This is a genomic window from Cytobacillus sp. NCCP-133 (assembly GCF_026011715.1).
GTDB lineage: Bacteria > Bacillota > Bacilli > Bacillales > Cytobacillaceae > Cytobacillus.
This window is the reverse complement of sequence record NZ_BRVM01000001.1, coordinates 308,673-328,283: the sequence shown is the minus strand read 5'-3', so window position 1 is coordinate 328,283 and position 19,611 is coordinate 308,673. Positions and strand designations below refer to the sequence as shown.

General features: G+C 40.2%; 20 protein-coding genes and 1 pseudogene. 19 read left to right on the top strand and 2 right to left on the bottom strand.

Translation table 11 applies throughout. The features are described from left to right. The first annotated feature begins 79 nt into the window (after nucleotides 1-79). The 7 genes from NCCP133_RS01745 to phoU all read left to right on the top strand — a co-directional run bounded on the left by NCCP133_RS01745 (nucleotide 80) and on the right by phoU (nucleotide 8,524). On the top strand, nucleotides 80-1,297 hold the full coding sequence (locus tag NCCP133_RS01745) for an MFS transporter (protein ID WP_264803240.1): 1,218 nt from the start codon (nucleotides 80-82) through the stop codon (nucleotides 1,295-1,297). Between the two features lie 343 nt (nucleotides 1,298-1,640). Next, nucleotides 1,641-3,827: a peptidoglycan D,D-transpeptidase FtsI family protein gene (locus NCCP133_RS01740; RefSeq protein ID WP_264803239.1), complete on the top strand. Its 2,187-nt coding sequence runs from the start codon at nucleotides 1,641-1,643 to the stop codon at nucleotides 3,825-3,827. A 240-nt stretch (nucleotides 3,828-4,067) separates the two neighbouring features. Next, nucleotides 4,068-5,042 (top strand): PstS family phosphate ABC transporter substrate-binding protein, encoded by a 975-nt coding sequence (locus NCCP133_RS01735; protein WP_264803238.1) that lies wholly within the window; start codon nucleotides 4,068-4,070, stop codon nucleotides 5,040-5,042. Nucleotides 5,043-5,084: 42 nt separating this feature from the next. Then, nucleotides 5,085-6,059 carry a phosphate ABC transporter permease subunit PstC gene (pstC, locus tag NCCP133_RS01730; RefSeq protein ID WP_264803642.1) on the top strand — a complete coding sequence of 325 codons (975 nt, stop codon included), beginning with the start codon at nucleotides 5,085-5,087 and terminating at the stop codon, nucleotides 6,057-6,059. Beyond that, nucleotides 6,059-6,937, top strand: a complete 879-nt coding sequence (pstA, locus tag NCCP133_RS01725; RefSeq protein WP_264803237.1) for a phosphate ABC transporter permease PstA — start codon at nucleotides 6,059-6,061, stop codon at nucleotides 6,935-6,937. The genes pstC and pstA overlap by 1 nt, the downstream gene beginning before the upstream one ends. Nucleotides 6,938-6,975: 38 nt before the next feature. Further along, nucleotides 6,976-7,800 carry a phosphate ABC transporter ATP-binding protein PstB gene (gene pstB, locus NCCP133_RS01720; protein ID WP_264803236.1) on the top strand — a complete coding sequence of 275 codons (825 nt, stop codon included), beginning with the start codon at nucleotides 6,976-6,978 and terminating at the stop codon, nucleotides 7,798-7,800. Nucleotides 7,801-7,864: 64 nt separating this feature from the next. After that, nucleotides 7,865-8,524: a phosphate signaling complex protein PhoU gene (gene phoU / locus NCCP133_RS01715; protein WP_264803235.1), complete on the top strand. Its 660-nt coding sequence runs from the start codon at nucleotides 7,865-7,867 to the stop codon at nucleotides 8,522-8,524. Nucleotides 8,525-8,552: 28 nt separating this feature from the next. Here the strand turns inward: phoU and NCCP133_RS01710 are convergent, their stop codons facing one another. After that, nucleotides 8,553-9,026 (bottom strand): hypothetical protein, encoded by a 474-nt coding sequence (locus tag NCCP133_RS01710; protein ID WP_264803234.1) that lies wholly within the window; start codon nucleotides 9,024-9,026, stop codon nucleotides 8,553-8,555. Continuing rightward, nucleotides 9,019-9,420 carry a hypothetical protein gene (locus NCCP133_RS01705; protein ID WP_309298026.1) on the bottom strand — a complete coding sequence of 134 codons (402 nt, stop codon included), beginning with the start codon at nucleotides 9,418-9,420 and terminating at the stop codon, nucleotides 9,019-9,021. The genes NCCP133_RS01710 and NCCP133_RS01705 overlap by 8 nt, the downstream gene beginning before the upstream one ends. A gap of 334 nt (nucleotides 9,421-9,754) precedes the next feature. Here NCCP133_RS01705 and NCCP133_RS01700 point away from each other — a divergent pair, with 334 nt between their 5' ends. The 12 genes and pseudogenes from NCCP133_RS01700 to NCCP133_RS01645 all read left to right on the top strand — a co-directional run bounded on the left by NCCP133_RS01700 (nucleotide 9,755) and on the right by NCCP133_RS01645 (nucleotide 19,452). After that, nucleotides 9,755-10,396 (top strand): DUF4912 domain-containing protein, encoded by a 642-nt coding sequence (locus tag NCCP133_RS01700; protein WP_264803232.1) that lies wholly within the window; start codon nucleotides 9,755-9,757, stop codon nucleotides 10,394-10,396. 3 nt (nucleotides 10,397-10,399) lie between these two features. Next, on the top strand, nucleotides 10,400-11,638 hold the full coding sequence (locus tag NCCP133_RS01695; protein ID WP_264803231.1) for a glycosyltransferase family 4 protein: 1,239 nt from the start codon (nucleotides 10,400-10,402) through the stop codon (nucleotides 11,636-11,638). Between the two features lie 95 nt (nucleotides 11,639-11,733). After that, nucleotides 11,734-12,363, top strand: coding sequence for a hypothetical protein (locus NCCP133_RS01690; RefSeq protein ID WP_264803230.1), 630 nt, complete (start codon nucleotides 11,734-11,736; stop codon nucleotides 12,361-12,363). A 64-nt stretch (nucleotides 12,364-12,427) separates the two neighbouring features. Beyond that, nucleotides 12,428-12,577, top strand: coding sequence for a 50S ribosomal protein L33 (gene rpmG, locus NCCP133_RS01685; RefSeq protein WP_009332954.1), 150 nt, complete (start codon nucleotides 12,428-12,430; stop codon nucleotides 12,575-12,577). A gap of 114 nt (nucleotides 12,578-12,691) precedes the next feature. Further along, a complete protein-coding gene (locus tag NCCP133_RS01680) occupies nucleotides 12,692-13,267 on the top strand; it encodes a 5-formyltetrahydrofolate cyclo-ligase (protein WP_264803229.1) in 576 nt (191 codons plus the stop codon). Then, entirely contained in the window at nucleotides 13,260-14,045 is a 786-nt protein-coding gene (locus NCCP133_RS01675; protein ID WP_264803228.1) for a DUF92 domain-containing protein, read from the top strand. The genes NCCP133_RS01680 and NCCP133_RS01675 overlap by 8 nt, the downstream gene beginning before the upstream one ends. A 193-nt stretch (nucleotides 14,046-14,238) precedes the next feature. Further along, nucleotides 14,239-14,508, top strand: a pseudogene (locus NCCP133_RS01670) (L-lactate dehydrogenase); the annotation flags it as partial. A gap of 87 nt (nucleotides 14,509-14,595) precedes the next feature. Then, nucleotides 14,596-14,796 carry a hypothetical protein gene (locus NCCP133_RS01665; RefSeq protein WP_264803227.1) on the top strand — a complete coding sequence of 67 codons (201 nt, stop codon included), beginning with the start codon at nucleotides 14,596-14,598 and terminating at the stop codon, nucleotides 14,794-14,796. A gap of 140 nt (nucleotides 14,797-14,936) precedes the next feature. Continuing rightward, nucleotides 14,937-16,481, top strand: coding sequence for a rhomboid family intramembrane serine protease (locus NCCP133_RS01660; RefSeq protein WP_264803226.1), 1,545 nt, complete (start codon nucleotides 14,937-14,939; stop codon nucleotides 16,479-16,481). A 169-nt stretch (nucleotides 16,482-16,650) separates the two neighbouring features. Further along, nucleotides 16,651-18,111 (top strand): spore germination protein, encoded by a 1,461-nt coding sequence (locus tag NCCP133_RS01655; protein ID WP_264803225.1) that lies wholly within the window; start codon nucleotides 16,651-16,653, stop codon nucleotides 18,109-18,111. 161 nt (nucleotides 18,112-18,272) lie between these two features. Beyond that, complete coding sequence (locus NCCP133_RS01650; protein ID WP_264803224.1) at nucleotides 18,273-18,473, top strand: YqgQ family protein; 201 nt, start codon at nucleotides 18,273-18,275, stop codon at nucleotides 18,471-18,473. 16 nt (nucleotides 18,474-18,489) lie between these two features. Beyond that, a complete protein-coding gene (locus tag NCCP133_RS01645; protein WP_264803223.1) occupies nucleotides 18,490-19,452 on the top strand; it encodes an ROK family glucokinase in 963 nt (320 codons plus the stop codon). The last annotated feature ends 159 nt before the right edge of the window (nucleotides 19,453-19,611 follow it).

Here is a 19,611-nt window from a genome sequence, read left to right as displayed (position 1 = left end):
TTTTTTCAATCTCTCAATCTTTGCATAAGCCCATTGACTTTGTAGGAAACTACCCTTACAACCAAAGGGGAGTTTTTTTATGAGCAGATTTAAAAAACTGATCGGAGATGTGGACTTAACAAGGGATTTAACATTGCTTCTTATTATTGGGGGGCTCTACTCCTTAAGTGCTGCCCTTTCAAACACGTTTGTAAATATTTATCTTTGGAAGCAATCTGGTGAGTTCAGCGATCTTGCGCTTTACAATTTGGCTATTGTGGTCATGCAGCCATTAACATTTATTTTAGCTGGCAGATGGGCGAAAAAAATTGACAGAGTCATTGTGTTGAGAATTGGAGTCATCTTTTTGGCATCCTTCTATTTGACTGTTCTATTCATCGGGACGAATGCTTCAAAATACCTATTGCTTCTTGGTGCTTTATTAGGAGTGGGATATGGCTTTTACTGGTTAGCTTTCAATGTACTCACTTTTGAGATAACGGAACCGGAAAATCGGGACTTTTTTAATGGCTTCCTTGGAATACTAACATCCGTTGGCGGAATGATTGGACCAATTGCAGCGGGTTTCATTATTTCAAGGATGGAGAAGTTCACTGGCTATTCCGTTATTTTTGGGATTTCCCTCACGCTTTTTTCAATAGGCGTCTTTTTAAGCTTCTTTCTTAAGAGGCGACCTGCCAATGGGAGATATTGGTTTGGCAGAATTCTTACTGAACGAAAAAACAATCCAAATTGGCGCATGATCACGAATGCCCATTTTTTTCAAGGGCTTAGAGAAGGAACATTTGTTTTTGTAGTGTCTGTGTATGTTTTCATTTCTACAGGCAGCGAATTGGCTCTAGGCACCTATGGACTGGTTAACTCAGGGATATCCTTTATGGGTTATTATCTTGTTTCAAGGCTGTTGAAAAAAGAATTTCGAAAAAGGGCGATATTGATCGGCGGATTATTGTTATATGCCGCGATATTTTTTATTATATTTGAAGTTACTTATCCAAAATTGCTTATGTATGCTGCCACCATCGCGATAGCTTATCCGTTATTGCTGGTTCCATATATCTCTTTAACATATGATGTTATTGGACGAGGCTGGAAGGCCGCGGAGATGAGAATAGAATATATCGTCGTTAGAGAGATTTTTTTAAATTCAGGTCGGATTGTATCCATACTGGGCTTTTTAGGTGCTGTTACCTTTTTCAATGATGAGAAAAGTATCCCCATATTGCTTGTAATCATAGGGGCTGGGCATTCTGTCATTTACTTTTTCGTTCGTAAAATACACTTTCAGTCGACATGAGGGGGGAATGGCCTCTCTTTTTTTAGGGCTGTATTCATTGCTTTGTTTCTTTTCAGCAACAAAGTTTCATTGGATGAGTTGATTGGAGCGGATGGCAATTGACTACAGCAGGAAGAGAGGGAAGCGGGAGACCCCACAGGTTCGCTGTATGCCCGCAGCGGAAAGCAACGGCTTAAATATATAATTAAAAACAACATTCTTTGCGAAAAGAGCCTCTTATAAAGAGTTGAAAGGATATTATTTCCAATATAATCTTCCTGTCTAAAGAAGGTTCTTTATAGAATTAATTGCCGATTTCTTTTAGAATGGTAATAGAGACTTTTTAAAGGAAGTGTGCGAAGCCTTGAATAGAAAGAAAAAAAAGAAGACCCATGTTCCTTTTCGCCTGAATATGCTCTTCTTTGCGGTTTTTTTATTGTTCTCCATGCTGATTCTCCGGCTTGGGATGGTTCAGATTGTTTATGGTGACGATTATAAGCGTGAAATAGAAAGAACGGAAGATGTTACTGTCAACAGCCCGGTGCCAAGGGGGAAAATGTTTGACAGGAACGGAAAAGTAATTGTTGACAATACCCCGCAAAACGCAATTACCTTTACAAATAACGGATATAAACAGGATGAAATGCTTGAGGTAGCAGAGAGATTAGCTCAGCTGATCGAAAAAGATACCGATAAAGTTCAGGAACGCGACAAGAAAGATTATTGGATTATGAAAAACTCTGAAGAAGCAGAAAAGAAGGTTTCTGAAAAAGAAATCGAAGGGCTAAAAAAGAAGTATGAAGGCAAGCAAAAGGAGCTGGATAAGAAAATATACCAGCTTACATTGGACCGGATTACCGAAGAGGAACTAAATGAACTGGATGATAGCGACCTGGAAATATTAGCCATCTATAGAGAGTTCATTAGCGGGTACGCTTTGACGCCGCAAATCGTGAAAAATAAAGAGGTTAGTCGTGAAGAGTTTGCAGTCGTCAGTGAAAATCTTCAGCTTCTTCCAGGAGTAGACACCACTACAGATTGGGAAAGATATTATGCTTTTGGTGATACACTGAAGTCCGTGCTTGGGAAAGTGACAAGCTCTGACGAGGGGATTCCGGCTGAACAGCTTGAGTACTACTTGGCACGGGATTATAGCCGGAATGATCGAGTAGGAAAAAGTTATATTGAGATGCAATATGAAGAAGTGCTTCACGGGCAAAAGGCTAAAGTGAAAAATATTACGGATAAAGCCGGTAATGTACTTGAAACAGTGCCGATTAACGATGGACAAAGAGGCAAAGATCTTGTTTTGAGCATTGATATGGATCTTCAGAAGGAAGTGGAAAAAATCATCGAAGAGGAACTGCGGTCTGCAAAAGCTTCTCCGGGTACAGCTTTGCTCGATCGTGCCTATGTAGTTTTAATGGATCCGCATACCGGTGAAATCATGTCAATGGCCGGTAAAAGGATTGTTAAAGATGAAAAGACAGGAATGTCTGAAATGCAGGATGATGCGCTTGGGAATATTACAACCACTTATAACGTTGGCTCTTCCGTAAAGGGAGCGACCATCCTAACAGGATACAGGGAAGGGGTTATCCAGCCTAATAGCGTCATATATGACCGCCCTCTTCAAATAAAAAATACACCTGTAAAAAAATCATGGAAGAATTTTGGGCCACTAAATGATATTAATGCCTTAAAATATTCTTCCAACGTTTATATGTTCGAAACAGCCATAAGGATCGGGAATGGAGAATATAAATTTGACCGCCCGCTTCCTTTGGATCCAGAAGGCTTTGATACGATCAGGGATTCTTTTGCGCAATTTGGACTTGGCGTCCGCACGGGCATTGATTTGCCAAATGAACAAACGGGTTTTAAAGGAATGAGCACCCTGCCTGGTTTTATGCTTGACCTTGTTATAGGCCAGTATGATACGTATTCCAATATGCAGCTTGCCCAATATGTTTCTGTTATTGCGAATGGCGGCAACAGAATGGAACCTCATATGGTAAAGGAAATCCGTGAACCGCTGATGGAAAACAGCGAGCTGGGGCCAATTGTAGAAGAAATTGAACCAAAGGTGCTAAATAGAATAGAGCTCAAAGATGGCTGGATGGATCGTGTTCAGGAAGGCTTCCGCAGGGTTATGCAGGAAAAGGGCGGAACGGCCTATACCTATTTCGGGGGCAAAGACTATAAACCGGCAGGCAAGACAGGTACTGCAGAAGCTTTTTATGATGGACCTGAACGAAGCAAATTTGGCAAGGAGCCTCCAGAGGTCATAAACCTTAGCCTTGTTGGCTATGCACCATCCAAAGACCCTGAGATTGCCATGGCTGTTATGGTTCCATGGGCATATCAAGGCGGCCGTGATCACGGAGCAAATAAGAAAATTGGTGAGCGTGTTCTTGATGCATACTTTGAGCTCAAGAAGTCCCGTCAGGAAAATGGCAAAGACAGCGAAGATTCTATTCAAAAAGTGGAGAACAAGAACATAGATGGAGTGCTTGAAGGGCAGGAAGAGGCTCGGCAAGAAAATGAATAGCTTGGAAGAACTGTTTCCCGTTATAAAAGGGAAACAGTTTTTTTATTTCTATTTAAGCTGTATTTGAAACCGGATATATTGGAAAGCTAAATTTAACGTTATACCTCTATTTCGACAGATTTACACATGAATCGATCGCATTTACAAAAGCTTTACAATCAGTTAAAACCGCGTTAACAGTAAACCCTTATTCTATTACTCGTAGGACAAAACAACTAAATCTCTAGGGGGAATAAAGAAATGATAAGCTTTAAGTACTTAGCACTATCAGCAATGATCGGGGCAGTGCTGGCATTCACGGCAGCTTGTGGAGCAGGAAACGGAGCGACAAATGGATCTGAAGGCAACACAGACCAAGCTGGTGAAGAAAATAAGCAACTCCAAGGTGAAGTGAAAATTGATGGTTCATCTACAGTATTTCCGATTATGGAAGCAGTTGTTGAAGAGTTCGGAATGGAACAGCCTGGAGTAAAAGTTTCTGTAGCATCCTCTGGTACTGGCGGCGGATTTAAAGCATTTATCGCAGGCAGTACTGACTTAAGTAATGCATCACGTCCAATAAAAGATGAAGAAAAACAAAAATTAGAAGAAGCAGGGATAGATTTTTCAGAATTCAAACTTGCAAATGATGGACTTTCTATTGTTGTAAATAACGAAAATGACTGGGTTGATCACCTGACTGTTGATGAATTAAAGAAAATGTGGGTAGAAGATGGCCAAGTTAAGAAGTGGTCAGATATTCGCGAAGGATGGCCAGATGAAGAAATCAAGTTTTATTCTCCTGGTACAGATTCCGGCACATATGATTATTTCAATGAAGTAATTCTTGAAGATACACCTATTGTTGAAAAAGCTACTTTATCTGAAGACGATAACATCCTTGTGCAAGGCGTAACTGGAGATAAAAATGCAATAGGCTATTTTGGATTTGCTTATTATGTAGAAAATAAAGATGCCTTAAAAATTGTTCCTATTGATGGAGGAAACGGTCCAGTTGAACCGACACATGAAACAGTTGAGAGTGGAGAATATGCACCATTATCCCGCCCGCTTTTCACATATGTTAAAAACGAGTCCTTGAAAAATGAAGAAGTATATGAATTTATAAAGTATACAATTGAAAATGCAGCTGTTCTTGCAGAGGATGTTGGATACGTAAAGTTAAAGGATGAAGAATACGAAAAAGCATTAGAAACACTTGAGGCTCTTAAGTAATTTTATATCATGAGAAGCGCACGGCGCGCTTCTCATCTTGCTATGCGGATGAAAGGGGTTTTAACTTTGGCTATACAAAACTCGCCTAAATCATTTTCTGTACAGGAAATGATTGCGGCAAAAAAGCAAAAGAAAGGACCGAGTTCTTCTATTGAAAAAATAGTACCTTTTCTTTTGCTCCTTACTGCTATTGTTTCAGTATTAACAACATTGGGCATTGTCTTTACATTAATCGTCGAAACATTTACTTTCTTTGGAAGGATTCCACTTCAAGAATTTTTAACTGCTCAAAAATGGTATCCTTTCTCTGAAACTCAGGGGTCGTACGGAATTTTACCACTTGTGTCAGGAACACTGAAAGTGACATTAATTGCAGCAATCGTAGCTGTTCCCATCGGTTTGGCATCTGCCATTTTTTTGAGTGAGTATGCATCCGATAGAACCAGAAGAATAATTAAACCTATTCTTGAGGTTTTAGCGGGTATACCAACAATAGTGTATGGATTCTTTGCCTTAACTTTTGTAACACCAATATTAAGAGAAATCATTCCTACCCTTGAAATATTTAATGCTTTAAGTCCAGGTATTGTCATTGGGATCATGATCACGCCTATGATTGCTTCCTTATCAGAAGATTCTATGTCTTCTGTACCAAACTCGATGCGTGAAGGTGCTCTTGCATTAGGATCAACTAAATTTGAAGTTTCTTTAAAAGTAGTCCTTCCTGCGGCAGTATCCGGAGTAGTGGCATCAATTGTATTAGCCATCTCCAGGGCCATCGGGGAAACAATGATCGTTGCCGTTGCGGGCGGATCTACACCTAACCTAAATTGGGATATAACCAGTTCAATACAGACAATGACAGCATATATTGTTCAGGTTAGCCAAGGTGATGCGGGATATGGAACAACTATTTACTACAGTATCTACGCTGTAGGCTTCACCCTATTTGTGTTTACTCTAATAATGAATCTGCTAGCGCAGTTTATTGCCCGCCGTTTTAGGGAGGAATACTAATGAGATTAATTGATCATGCAAAAGTTGTTAACAATATGAAACCCAGGATTCTTAAGAATATCTTTTTTAAAGGTGTTTTCTTTGCGGCAACTATGTTTGGGTTACTTGTTTTAGGAATTTTATTATATCGGATACTCACTCAAGGAATTGGATATCTGGATTTGCAATTTTTACAAAGCCTGCCTTCTCGTAAACCTGAAATGGCGGGAGTTAAAACAGCATTAATCGGTACAATTTGGCTTATGGTCGTAGTGGCTCCTGTATCCCTGCTACTAGGTGTTGGAACAGCAATTTATTTAGAAGAGTATGCAAGGAAGAATCAATTTACGAATTTCATTCAAATAAATATTTCCAATTTGGCAGGTGTTCCATCTATTGTATTTGGATTGTTGGGATTGACTGTATTTGTACGTGCCCTTGCACTAGGCACGAGTGTATTGGCAGCTGGGTTAACGATGAGCTTGCTGGTACTGCCAATTATCATCGTAGCTTCTCAGGAAGCCATCAGATCAGTACCCAATGACCTTAGACAAGCCTCTTTTGGGATGGGTGCGACAAAATGGCAAACAATTCTTCGGGTTGTTATGCCTGCAGCCATCCCCGGAATATTAACAGGCGGAATCCTTGCATTATCACGTGCAATCGGTGAAACAGCTCCTCTGGTCGTTCTTGGATTACCTTTATTTCTTGCATTCTTGCCAAAATCAGTATTTGATATGTTTACCGTTTTGCCCATGCAAATATATAACTGGACGGGCAGGCCTCAAGAGGAATTTCACGCGTTGGCAGCTGCTGGAATAATTGTTCTGCTCATTTTGCTGATTTTTATGAACTCAATTGCAGTTTTTATTCGAAATAAGTTTCAAAAAAGATACTAGGAGCTAAGGTTTCAATAGGATGAAGGAGGGGTCTTTTTATGACTGCCACAATTGAAAAGCAAAAAGTACTTGAAAAACAAGGGGATAACAAAAGCTCAAAACAGCCAAAAGATATTGTCTATAAAACAAGTGAGCTCAATCTTTGGTATGGAGAAATTCAGGCACTGAAGAACATTGATTTGGATATTTATGAAAAAGAAGTAACTGCTATTATTGGACCTTCAGGCTGCGGTAAGTCAACTTATATTAAAACGTTAAACAGAATGATTGAGTTAGTTCCAGGAGTAAAAACATCTGGTGAAATAGCATACCGCGGCAGAAATATCTTTGACAAGTCTTATGGTGTAGAAGAGTTGCGTACAAAAGTCGGCATGGTTTTCCAAAAACCAAATCCTTTTCCAAAGTCGATTTATGAAAATGTAGCTTATGGACCTAAAATTCATGGGATCCGCGCTAAGAAAATCCTTGATGAAATTGTTGAGAAGAGCTTAAGGGGAGCGGCCATCTGGGATGAAGTAAAGGACCGGTTAAATCAGAATGCATACGGCCTATCTGGCGGTCAGCAGCAGCGCCTTTGCATCGCACGCTGCCTGGCAATTGAACCTGATGTTATTTTAATGGATGAGCCGACGTCAGCCCTGGACCCAATCTCTACATTAAAGGTTGAGGAACTGGTACAGGAACTTAAAGAAGAATTCAGCATTATCATCGTTACTCACAATATGCAGCAGGCAGCCCGCATCTCTGACAAGACGGCGTTCTTTTTAAATGGTGAAGTGGTGGAATTTGCTGAAACAGATAAGATTTTCTCAACCCCTTCAGATAAGCGAACTGAAGATTATATTACTGGGCGTTTTGGCTAATGTTGAGGAACGAAATTTTCAAAGCTTAATTTAAAGGAAGAAGATTTGAAGGGGGACAAAAATCATGGCAGGACGCGAAAGATTTGAATATGATTTGCAGGAGCTTCAAAAGAGGCTCCTTGAAATCGGCAATTTTGCAGAAGAAGCATTGCATAAAGCGATTGAGGCGCTTGAAACGCAAAATATTGAGTTAGCGCTGGAGATTATGGATGACGATTCCAAGGCAGATCTTCTTTATGAGGAGATTAATGACATGGCGATTCTTTTGATTGCCAAACAGCAGCCGGTGGCGATTGACCTCCGCCGCATCATTGTTGCAATTAAAATTGCGACGGATATTGAAAGAATTGCGGATTTTGCCGTTAATGTGGCAAAGTCAACAATCAGGATAGGCTCTGAACCGCTAATTAAGCCCATTGAACATATAAAGAAAATGCATCAAATATCTACAGAAATGCTTCGGATGTCATTAGAAGCATTTAATGATGAAGATATAACAAAAGCGAAAAAAGTGGCGGATATGGATGATCAAGTTGATGATTTATATGGCGAGACAATCAAGGAGCTACTGCAGATCAATTTGCAAAAGCCTGAGTTTTTGCCGCAGATTACTCAGCTTTCATTTGTCTGCCGCTATTTAGAACGGGCTGCCGACCACGTAACTAATATTTCTGAACATATCTTTTATCTGGTTAAAGGACGTCAATATGATTTGAATAATTGAACAAAAAAAGCTAAAAGGAGCATACCTTTTAGCTTTTTGTAATGAGTTTGGCAATATCCTGATAGCTCATTTGGCTGCTTAATTCAAATGTACCCAACTGAATTTTTTTGCTGTAGCCGTATTCCTCCAGGTACCTTCCAAACTCTTCAGCATCATTTACAATATTTTTGTTTTTTAGTTGTTCTGCTATTTCTCCCGGTGTCATGCCGCTCACAATTTCAAGTTGATAGGAGGAAGAAGGTTCTTCCTGCGCTTTTCCGGTTTTCTGTTCTTTCTGTGCGGTCTCAGGTTTAGAGGCATTTTTAATCTTCTCTTGGAGATTTGCATACTCTTCTTGTGTCAAAACCATATATCCTTCCTGAATGACAAGCTGTTTTGCAGCCTCAACCCCCTTTTGCATATTCGGAGAAGCATCATCTCTATCAAAGAAATAGACGGTGCCCATAATCAAAACCGTTATAAGAATCCCAAAAGAAAATGCCCTTGTGTTTCTCTTATTCATAGTCTTGGCCTCTTAAATTCATTTCCGTTTGGATTGCATTAACCTCCTCAGGGGCGAGGGAGGATTGCCTTGCAATTTGGTCTATGGTTAGACCTTGCTGGGTAAGCAGAATAACCTGATTTTTAATGATTTCATGAATATCTTTTTTTTCTATCGCCGGTGAAGAACTTTTAAAAGATAATGGCGGCACCAGGCTATCTTCCCCTATTAGCAGCTCCTCTTCAAGGACCTTGAGTTTTTTCTTAATTTGGTACATTTCCTGAATGTGCTGAATCGACATTTGGTCTATTTCTTCCCGAATCTCTTTATAAGGGTCCTTTAAAAATAGAGAAAAAATGAATAAAGCAAAGGAAAAACCCAATAATACAAGCACAATATATTCCAAAATTGTCACCTCTTCTTCACTAGAACAGAAACATTTTATCATTATTGGCGACAAATTTCGATTGTTCCTCCAAAATCATATAAAAATTAAATTTTTTTGTCGTGAATCATGCTTTGTTTTTGTCGAAAGCCAGCCTTAAATCACACATGAAAAAAATTTCCTATCCTATATGCCTGCCAGTACAGCTATCGCAATAAGCGACAAATTCCGTTCATTGTAGCTCAACTGTTTCAATGCTAACATTAAGTTATAAAAATAGTCATAAAATTTTGATATTGACCATATATATCAAACTTTTGGAAGTTTGCATCGCATTTAAAATTTAATAATAAGAGGTGCCGTTATGATTGATGATATTATTAAGCTGCGCAGAAGAGGGCTTTCATTCCGCAAAATTGCCAGAGAACTTGATACTACGGTCGGCAAAGTGCAATATCAATGGACAAAGCTAATCCAGAATAAAGCGAAGCGGAGCATCGAAGAGCCCTCTCAAAAGATTATACCTGTTCAGAAAACAGATAAAGAAGCAGCTTATGCAGAGGAAGATAAAATCACTTTGACCCCAGTGTCAAATGATAAAGTCATAGCTGGATGGAAGCTATCGGTCTATAAAGAAAATATGGCCGCTCAGTTTTTTGACAGGCCTATTGACTCTTGGAGAAAGGCATTAAGAATCTATGATGTGACTGGTGTTATTTTTAACGGAGAAAATGCACAAAGCGATCACGAGGTGGCTCTATCTGAGCGAGATAAAGAATGGACCTTTAAAGGCCTGAAACCTGGAAGAGTCTATTGTATAGAGCTTGGCATAAAGCTTGAAGAGGATCAATTCTTTCCTTTGCTTCGTTCAAGTGCTTTACATTCATCTGATGCAGCAATTGAAAAGTTTCCTCCTCCAAAAGAGGGGATTCAAAAGGCTGCAGAATGGTCTGAAAATGTGAGTACCTATACTTATTATGAAAATATTGATGAAGGAGAGGACTAATGGATGCATGAGCCAATCACTGCAGAACCGAAAATGAAATTGCAGAATAATAGAATTAAGAAAATTCTTCTTCTAACATGGGAATACCCTCCAAATGTTGTAGGGGGACTGTCAAGGCATGTGCACGGAATTGCAGGCGGATTAAGCCAAATGCTTTATGAAGTTCATGTTTTGACGGCAAATCCCGGCCATCTCCCTGCCTATGAAAGTGACGAGGGAATTCACATCCATCGTGTACGGCCGCTTAAAGAGCATGACCGTAACTTTTTGCACTGGATACTGGGGCTTAATCTTTCCATGGAGCAAAGAGCAAGGGAGTTGGCTTCCAGCCATGTTTTTGAGCTTGTTCATGCCCATGACTGGCTGGTGGGCCCCTGTGGTTTAACTTTAAAGGAGAGCCTTAAGGTTCCGCTGGTTACAACCATTCATGCTACAGAACATGGCAGAAACAATGGGATTTACACAGAACTTCAAAAATTTATACATGAAAAAGAAAATCAGCTCGTTAAGGGTTCAGACCGTGTGATTGTTTGCAGCGAATATATGAAAGAGGAAGTAATGCACCAATTTGGGGTCAGTGATGAAAAACTGGCTGTAATTGCGAATGGGATAAACAAAGAAATACCAATGGAGAATCAAGATCGTGTTCTTGCAGGTCTTCCTGTAAGGAGGAGCGGCAGACTTATATTTTCTATTGGCCGCATGGTAAAAGAAAAAGGCTTTGATACTTTGATTGATTCTGTACCTAAGATCAAAGAGAATTTTCCGGATGTCTATTTTATTATAGCCGGGAAAGGGCCGATGCTTGAGGCATACAGAAAGAGAATTAAAGAGTTGAATTTGGATGATTTTATTTATTTCCCGGGTTTTATCAATGATATGCAGCGTTCTGCTCTTTTTAATAAATGTACATTTGCTGTTTTCCCAAGCTATTACGAGCCTTTTGGCATTGTTGCGCTGGAAGCAATGATATCAGGAAAACCTGCAATTGTCTCTAATACTGGCGGATTGAAAGGGATCGTGAAGCATGGATTTTCTGGGCTGTTCATGATTCCGGGGAATTCAGACAGTTTTGCTGAGCAAGCGTCTTATTTGCTTGGAAACACTGATTTCGGACGTACAATTGGATTAAATGGAAAAAAGGTGGCTGAGAGTTTGTTCAGCTGGAGCCGCATAGCAGAGGAAACCAAGAGAGTATTTGAAGAGACATTGATCAGCCAGAAACTAGAAGACCTGTTTTAAAATTTATTGGTTTAAAGCCATTTCTAATTGGATGCTGACTAGCCATTGTGATAAATGACGGACTTCAAAAAAACTAAAAGAAAAGGTGCAAAGAGATGAACACTTTAAACTGGATTCGGTCTGATATATATGATGAGATGGAGAATGCAGCCAAAGGCAAACTGAGAATGATTCCGGGTTTATGGATAGACGGCAAAACCTACTGGATGAAAAATGGCTTTAAAGAGCTATTTCCGGAGGACAAACTTTCTGTCTATATAAAAGAGGAGAACATTCATTCAAAAATCTCTTTTTTTAAATGTTTTATCACTAACCATGAGGATAAGCCGCGCAAAGTAAAGCTATTAATCCAGCATAAGCATGAATATTCTTCCCGTGAGCACCTCTCCTTTATTTCTCCGGCAGAAAATGTCATTTTTCATATGGCAGATTCAAAAGTATTTTTGGTGAACGGCCAGATGGATGGCAAGAAAATGACAGAATGCTCCATTCAGCCTTATTGGAACTTATACAGTGATCAAATTTGGAAATGCAGAAACAAAGGTATACTAAAATACCACCCGATGGCCAAGGGGAATGCATTAAGCATTTACGCTTTCAGTATTGGGTTTGGAGGTAAAGAAACGGCCGAAGCTGAATCATGGATCATCAGCGGAGATAGCAAAACAGAACTTCTTCAGTATAACCAGTTACTTTTAAAAAAACGTACTAGCATTTCGATTTAAATAATGATATTATAGAAAAGTCGTATGAACGAACTAGTATGAACATAGTTTGGAGGGAAATAACATGCGTGTAAACATTACATTAGCTTGCACAGAATGTGGAGATCGTAACTATATTTCTAAAAAAAATAAACGAAATAATCCAGATCGTCTTGAGCTTAAAAAATATTGCCCAAGAGATAAGCGTTCGACTACACATCGCGAAACAAAATAAGCGGTAGGATGATTCCTACTGCTTTTTTTGTTGTGTTTTTCATGGATATACTTCCCTTAAATGGGTAAATAGTGCGAAATTGTACATAAATTTTTTCCGCTGGAGGCAGGTAAAATGGAAGCAGAAAAGAAAATGATACGAAAAGAAATGCTCGCGAAATTAAAAGAATTGAACAAGCCGGAGTATGAACAGCGATCATATGATATAGCCCGCAGCCTTTATCAAACCCCTTTTTGGCTTCATGCCAAGACGATAGGGATGACTGTGTCAAATCCGCCCGAGCCTGAGACCTGGCAGATTATCAGAAAAGCATGGGAAGAAGGAAAGAGAGTAGTTGTCCCTAAGTGCGTTCCCAGCACAAAGCAAATGGTGTTCAGGGATTTGGAATGCTTCAGTCATCTTGAGTCCGTATACTATGGATTATGGGAGCCAATTGAGGCAAAGACAGCCGAAGTGTCAGGAGAAGAAATTGATCTTTTGATAGTGCCTGGGCTTGCTTACATGAAATGCGGCTATCGCTTAGGATTCGGAGGAGGGTATTATGATCGTTTTCTTAAGAATTACAAAGGCAGGACAGTATCTTTGGCTTTTTCTTTTCAAGTAATCGAAAGCCTTCCGATTGAACAACACGACCGTCCCGTCGACTTCATCATTACAGATGATCAGGTATGGAAAACAAACAATGCTTGAGTACACGTTCATCTTCATTTTTGTTTTGATCACTGCTATGGCGGGTGTTTATCTCAATTTGCTGTCATTTTCAGGCAGCCTGGCTTCATTTGTCATTGGCCTTGCTGTAGGCTATGGCTTTGGGGTTCAAGGACTGCTTGTATTAGGATTCTTTTTTGCCAGTTCCAGTCTCTGGTCCAAATATAAAAGCACACAAAAATTGAAAGTTGCAGACAAGCATGAAAAGGGCTCAAGACGGGATTGGAGGCAGGTAGCGGCTAATGGTGGCTTGGCTTGCTTTGCAAGTTTTTTTTACCTTGCCTATCCATCCGAGATTTGGCTGATGGGATTCCTAATCAGTCTGGCATCTGCCAATTCGGACACATGGGCATCAGAGATTGGTTCGCTGAGCAAAAAGCCTCCCATATCCATTCGCACTTTTAAGCCAATTGAGACAGGAACTTCAGGAGCTATAAGCACATTAGGAACATTTGCTGCTTTTTTGGGTTCATCAGCCATTGCGCTTTTGTCTCTGTTTTTATTTAAAATAACATTTTTTGATGCCTTCTTCATCTTCATTTTTGGATTTGCCGGCAATGCCATCGATTCTGTTTTGGGAGCTTTTTTGCAGGCAAAGTATAAATGCAATGTTTGCGGTGCAGCGGTGGAAAAATTGATTCATTGCGGACAAAAGACAAATTTAGCTAAAGGCAAACATTTCGCGGACAATGACTTTGTCAACTTTTTTTCGGGTTTGGCTTCAGCAGCTTTGGGTATGCTTCTGTATATATTACTGTGATAAGAAATGAAGGATTAACATTTCAATAGCCATCCCATAAGACATAGGGGGTGGAATTAATGAAGAATCGGGTAAACAGGGTCGTTTTAATCGGAACCGGCTTCATAGGCTCAAGCGACGCATTTGCGCTGTTAAATCAGGGCGTTACAGAGGAGAGAAGCTGGCTCTAGTCGATTTAAATAAAGAGAAATCTGAACGAAAGGGTGCAACTTACTATGGAATTGCCATGGGACTTGTCCGGCTCACTAAAGCAATCCTTCAAAATGAGAATTACTGACTGTTTCTGCCTATTTGGATGGGCAATACGGCCATGATGATATCTATATTGGCGTTCCTTCTATCGTAAATAGAACCGGTATACGTGATCTCATTGAGCTTAATTTATGCAGCAATGAACAGGATAAACTTCACCCATTCGGTAAATGTACTGAAAAAGACAATGGGATCTGTCTTTAAAGATTAAAATTGCAAAAAATGTTAAATTTGACATATATCCAATGTGGATAAAAGTGAATCCCTCTTCTCAAAATATAAAGAGGAGGGATTTTAAATGTCTCGATTATTTTCTATATTCATGATTGGACTTGGCGGATACTTTGCTTATCAGAACCGCTACCGGTTACTAAATGTCCTCTTCGGCAATGCCATACTGCGCAGAGTGGTTGTCAGCTCTGTTATGAATTTCCCTGGTATCCGGGACCGGATGATGAGCTCTGTTTTTTCATCGGGTACTTCGGATGGGCGGCAATAGGAGTAAAAAGACCGTAATAGGTCTTTTTATTTTGCTTTTTCATAGAGTCTTTTTCTTTTACAAATGGCAGTTTTTTTGCCTATAGTTAATTAAACATATTACAGAATTTGATGGTTCATTAATAGAGAGTGGGGGAAAAAGTGGGCTTTCAAGAGGATTATACATTTTGGAGTCTGGCACATTATTTTATTGCTGTCCAAGAGTACAGAATAATTCAGCTATCTAAAGAGCAGGATGAACTTTGGCTTGAAAAGCTTGAACACAAAGAAGCGAAGGTTATACGGCTGCTCAGATATAATCTGGATTGGAGCAGCTGGATGCAGCGCGACATTCAAGAAACTGCCCTAAAAGCGGAATCCATTAGAAGGCAGCTGGGCAGAAAGAATCTGCCAGCCTTAAATATATATGTTACCGCCTATCCGCCTGTTGATGACTATGAATTCCGTATTACTGAACCATATCTTCCTGAAAATGGGAAAGCATCTGTGCAAACGATGTTAATTGAATCCAGCAATCCTGGGAGTATAAAACAAATGGAATCAGTCTTTCATGATCCATTTACTTTCCCTGGCGGAGAGTATACGGAAACAGATGCTGATGAACTCAAACAGTCAGCTTTATCAAATGCTGTAAATAAGGCGAAGAAAGAAAAGGCACTATTTCATTTCGGAAAACCATTCTTCACCTATATTTTTGTATTTATTCAACTAGGTATGTTTTTGTTTTTGGAATGGAAGGGAGGCAGTACAGATACTGCTGCGTTAATTAAATATGGTGCTAAGTTCAACCCCCTTATATTAGATGGTGAATGGTGGCGATTTTTTACGCCCATTGTGCTTCATATCGGCCTTCTGCATTTATTAATGAACACACTTGCTCTTTATTATCTGGGTTCTGCAGTGGAAAGAGTATATGGGAATGTCAGGTTTGTATTTATCTATCTTTCAGCAGGCTTTTGCGGTACTTTGGCCAGTTTTATATTTAGCCCAACCTTATCAGCAGGTGCGAGTGGAGCTATTTTTGGCTGTTTCGGTGCACTTTTGTATTTTGGCCTAATTTATCCTAAGCTCTTCTTTCGAACAATGGGATTCAATATCCTTATTGTGCTGGGCATAAACCTGGCTTTTGGGTTTACTGTGCCCGGCATTGATAATGCCGGGCACATCGGCGGGCTGATTGGAGGCTTTCTTGCCACTGGGATTGTTCATTTTCCAAAGAAAAGGAAATCATGGCTTCAGATGCTGTTTTTAGTTTTTACAGCCGGCTTGATTGCCGGATTATTAAAATATGGTTTTAATGAACCTGGAAAGATGATTAATGACCAAACTGCCATGATAATGGCGCAAGAATATATAAAAACAGAGGAGTATGAAAAAGCACGTTTATTGCTTATCGATTTTATTCAAGAGGAGGAAGCCCCTTCTGAACTATATTTTCTGCTTTCCTATGCTGAAGTAAAGGAGGGGCGTCTTCAGGAAGCGAAGGAACATCTCGAGCATGTGATTAAAGATAACGCTGCCTTCCATGAAGCGCACTATAATCTAGCACTTTTATATTTAGATGAAGAAAATGCAGCCAAAGCCAAGCAGCATGCACAAAAGGCTGTCGATTTAAGCCCGGAACAGCAGGAATATCAGCAGCTATTGGAGCAAATATTAGAGAGGGAAACATCAGTCCGGCAATAGTGCACCATTGCCATTTGTTTCCTCTTATCTTTAAACCCAGGAAAAATACGTGCTTAACTGCAATTATTAAGAATCATGCCACTCGGTGGTATGATTTTTTTTTTGCATGTCTATGCTGATGAATAGTATGCAAGGAAAAGAATGGAACAGAAATGCTGAGGTGGGGATTTTGGAGAAGGTAAAACGGGAACCTGTAAAGGTATCGCTGAAAGAAAATATAGCCTACCTAAGGGAAGCTCTTGGTGTAGATAAAAGCTTTGATGTTATTCAGCTTGACGTGGAATATGCAGAGAGGGAAATGGCTCTCTATTTGGTAGACGGTTTTGTAAAAGATGATATACTACACTACTTGATGAAAATGCTGGCTGGCCTGGACAAAGATCAGCTGGAAGGGGACACCCTATCCAGGCTTATAAAAACATATATTCCTTATGTTGAGGTAGAAACAAGTGATGATCTAAATAATGTAGTGGATATGGTACTCGCTGGACCGACTGCCCTGATTGTAGACGGAGTGGATAAAGCTATTCTGATTGATGCACGAACCTATCCTGTTAGAGGCCCTCAGGAACCGGATATTGAGAGGGTTGTCCGCGGTTCAAGGGATGGTTTTGTTGAAACGCTCGTTTTTAATACAGCTTTAACCCGGAGAAGGATAAGGGACAGGACTCTTCGCATGGAATATATGCAAGTAGGCCGGCGTTCCAAAACAGATATTGTTGTCAGCTATATTGAAGACATAGCGGATCCGCATATGGTAGAGAAAATTAAAGAATCCCTTTCCAAGATTGATACGGATGGACTGCCCATGGCTGAAAAATCCATTGAGGAATTTATCTCAGGCCGGCACTGGAACCCCTATCCGATGGTCAGATATACAGAAAGGCCGGATACAGCAGCAACACACCTTTATGAAGGGCATGTGTGCATCATCGTGGATGGGTCGCCTAGTGTAATCATTACCCCAACTACATTTTGGCATCATCTGCAACATGCAGAGGAATACAGGAATAAACCCCTTGTAGGTGCCTATTTGCGGTTTGTCCGGTTTTTGGCAGTTTGGGCTTCAATATTTCTATTGCCATTGTGGTATCTATTTGCGGTTGATCAACAATTGCTGCCAGATGCTTTATCATACGTCGGCCCAAATGAAACCGGCCAGCTTCCATTAGTAGTACAATTTTTAATCATAGAAGTAGGGCTGGACATGCTGAGGATGGCTGCAATCCATACCCCAACCGCTCTTGCCACGGCTCTAGGGCTGGTGGCAGCCTTGATGATTGGCCAGGTTGCAGTTGAAGTTGGTTTATTCATTAATGAAGTGATTTTATATTTGGCAATAGCAGCCATCGGGACATTTTCGACGCCTAGTTACGAAATGAGCCTTGCCAATCGTCTGATAAGAATAGGTTTGCTGATTGCAACAAGTATTTTCCATACATACGGATATGTAATCGGAATCGTGCTGCTCATTATTATGCTGGCAAGGATGAAGTCTTTTGGGGTGCCGTACTTGTGGCCTTTTATTCCTTTTAATCTGAGGGCATTCAGGGATGTATTGATCCGATCCCCTATCCCGCTAAAAAATAGGCGTCCACGCTTCCTGCATCCAAAAGATCCCGATCGTTAGACTATTTTGGAAACCTTCCCTGTGTTCTGGGAGGGTTTCTTTTCATATATTAACAACTGTGATGGGATTATGAGGATGGATGCCCCTCCCTCTTGAGGAGGTGGGGAAGTTAGATTATACTTAAATGTGGCAAAAACTTATGAATAAGGTCGAGGTAAAGAATGAAAACCATTTATGACATACAGCAGTTTTTGAAGAAATTTGGGACGATTATTTACATAGGGGATAGGGTAGCTGATTTGGAGTTGATGGCATCTGAGATAAAAGAGCTTTATGATTCCCAGCTTATTGAGGTGAAAGACTACCAAAGTGCAGCGTTGATCCTGCGAACTGAACTTCAGCGTTTAAGGGAGAAAAAGTAGAGAAAAGGTGATCAATTTGGCAGAGAAGTGGCTAATTGGAGTAGATTTAGGCGGAACAACAACCAAACTTGCATTTATCAATTACTATGGGGAAATACTTTACAAATGGGAGATCCCAACTGATAACACAGAAGAAGGAAAAAATATAACAACTAATATTGCGAAAGCGATAGACAGAAAGCTTGAAGAGCTTGATTTGACGAAGGATAAGATCATAGGTATTGGCATGGGAGCGCCAGGACCAGTTAATTTGGCTACTGGTGTGGTGTATAATACAGTGAATCTGGGGTGGAAAGATAACTACCCATTAAAAGATTTGCTTGAAGTGGAAACCTCTCTTCCAGTGATCATCAATAATGATGCAAACTGTGCTGCTCTTGGCGAAATGTGGAAGGGAGCCGGTAACGGGGCAAAAGATCTTGTGTGCGTTACACTAGGAACAGGTGTCGGCGGCGGCGTTATTGCTAACGGAGATATTGTCCAGGGAACAAGCGGGGCAGCAGGTGAAATTGGACACATTACTTCGTTAGCTTCAGGAGGAGCACCTTGCAATTGCGGCAAGATTGGCTGCCTTGAAACAATCGCATCCGCTACCGGTATTGTACGTCAAGCTTTTGATAGGCTCCAAATGGGTACAACAGGTGACCTGGCTGGGTTATATAACGAGAAGGGCCATATCACAGCAAAGGATGTATTCGATACAGCAAGGGCTGGAGATGAAACTTCACTTTTAGTCATTAGCGAAACCGCATTGCATTTAGGAGTGGCTTTGGCTAATATTGCAAACACGCTAAACCCGGAAAAAATTGTGCTGGGCGGCGGAGTATCTAAAGCTGGAGATATATTATTAAAACCAGTTGTTGAAAACTTTGGCAAATTTGCTTTCTCAAGAGTGAAGGAATCTACTGTAATTGATATTGCTACTTTAGGAAATGATGCTGGAGTGATTGGAGCAGCCTGGTTGGCTAAAAACAAATAACGCTTTGAAAGCACCTGTAAGAGCAGGTGTTTTTTTCATGTGTGTGGATATCTGTTGTTTATGAATTTAAAAAATCAGTCACCAAATGATGTTTAAAACGTTTAATAATGAGGGTAAACACAGATCACCCCCTCTGTATATTGCATTTCGAGTAGCTAA

What these genes read in the sequence shown, in the direction of transcription:
- NCCP133_RS01745 (WP_264803240.1), top strand. Translation starts at nt 80, where the DNA reads ATGAGCAGATTTAAAAAACTGATCGGAGATGTGGACTTAACAAGGGAT.
- NCCP133_RS01735 (WP_264803238.1), top strand. Translation starts at nt 4,068, where the DNA reads ATGATAAGCTTTAAGTACTTAGCACTATCAGCAATGATCGGGGCAGTG.
- pstC (WP_264803642.1), top strand. Translation starts at nt 5,085, where the DNA reads ATGCGGATGAAAGGGGTTTTAACTTTGGCTATACAAAACTCGCCTAAA.
- pstA (WP_264803237.1), top strand. Translation starts at nt 6,059, where the DNA reads ATGAGATTAATTGATCATGCAAAAGTTGTTAACAATATGAAACCCAGG.
- pstB (WP_264803236.1), top strand. Translation starts at nt 6,976, where the DNA reads ATGACTGCCACAATTGAAAAGCAAAAAGTACTTGAAAAACAAGGGGAT.
- phoU (WP_264803235.1), top strand. Translation starts at nt 7,865, where the DNA reads ATGGCAGGACGCGAAAGATTTGAATATGATTTGCAGGAGCTTCAAAAG.
- NCCP133_RS01710 (WP_264803234.1), bottom strand. Translation starts at nt 9,026, where the DNA reads ATGAATAAGAGAAACACAAGGGCATTTTCTTTTGGGATTCTTATAACG.
- NCCP133_RS01700 (WP_264803232.1), top strand. Translation starts at nt 9,755, where the DNA reads ATGATTGATGATATTATTAAGCTGCGCAGAAGAGGGCTTTCATTCCGC.
- NCCP133_RS01695 (WP_264803231.1), top strand. Translation starts at nt 10,400, where the DNA reads ATGCATGAGCCAATCACTGCAGAACCGAAAATGAAATTGCAGAATAAT.
- NCCP133_RS01690 (WP_264803230.1), top strand. Translation starts at nt 11,734, where the DNA reads ATGAACACTTTAAACTGGATTCGGTCTGATATATATGATGAGATGGAG.
- rpmG (WP_009332954.1), top strand. Translation starts at nt 12,428, where the DNA reads ATGCGTGTAAACATTACATTAGCTTGCACAGAATGTGGAGATCGTAAC.
- NCCP133_RS01680 (WP_264803229.1), top strand. Translation starts at nt 12,692, where the DNA reads ATGGAAGCAGAAAAGAAAATGATACGAAAAGAAATGCTCGCGAAATTA.
- NCCP133_RS01675 (WP_264803228.1), top strand. Translation starts at nt 13,260, where the DNA reads ATGCTTGAGTACACGTTCATCTTCATTTTTGTTTTGATCACTGCTATG.
- NCCP133_RS01665 (WP_264803227.1), top strand. Translation starts at nt 14,596, where the DNA reads ATGTCTCGATTATTTTCTATATTCATGATTGGACTTGGCGGATACTTT.
- NCCP133_RS01650 (WP_264803224.1), top strand. Translation starts at nt 18,273, where the DNA reads ATGAAAACCATTTATGACATACAGCAGTTTTTGAAGAAATTTGGGACG.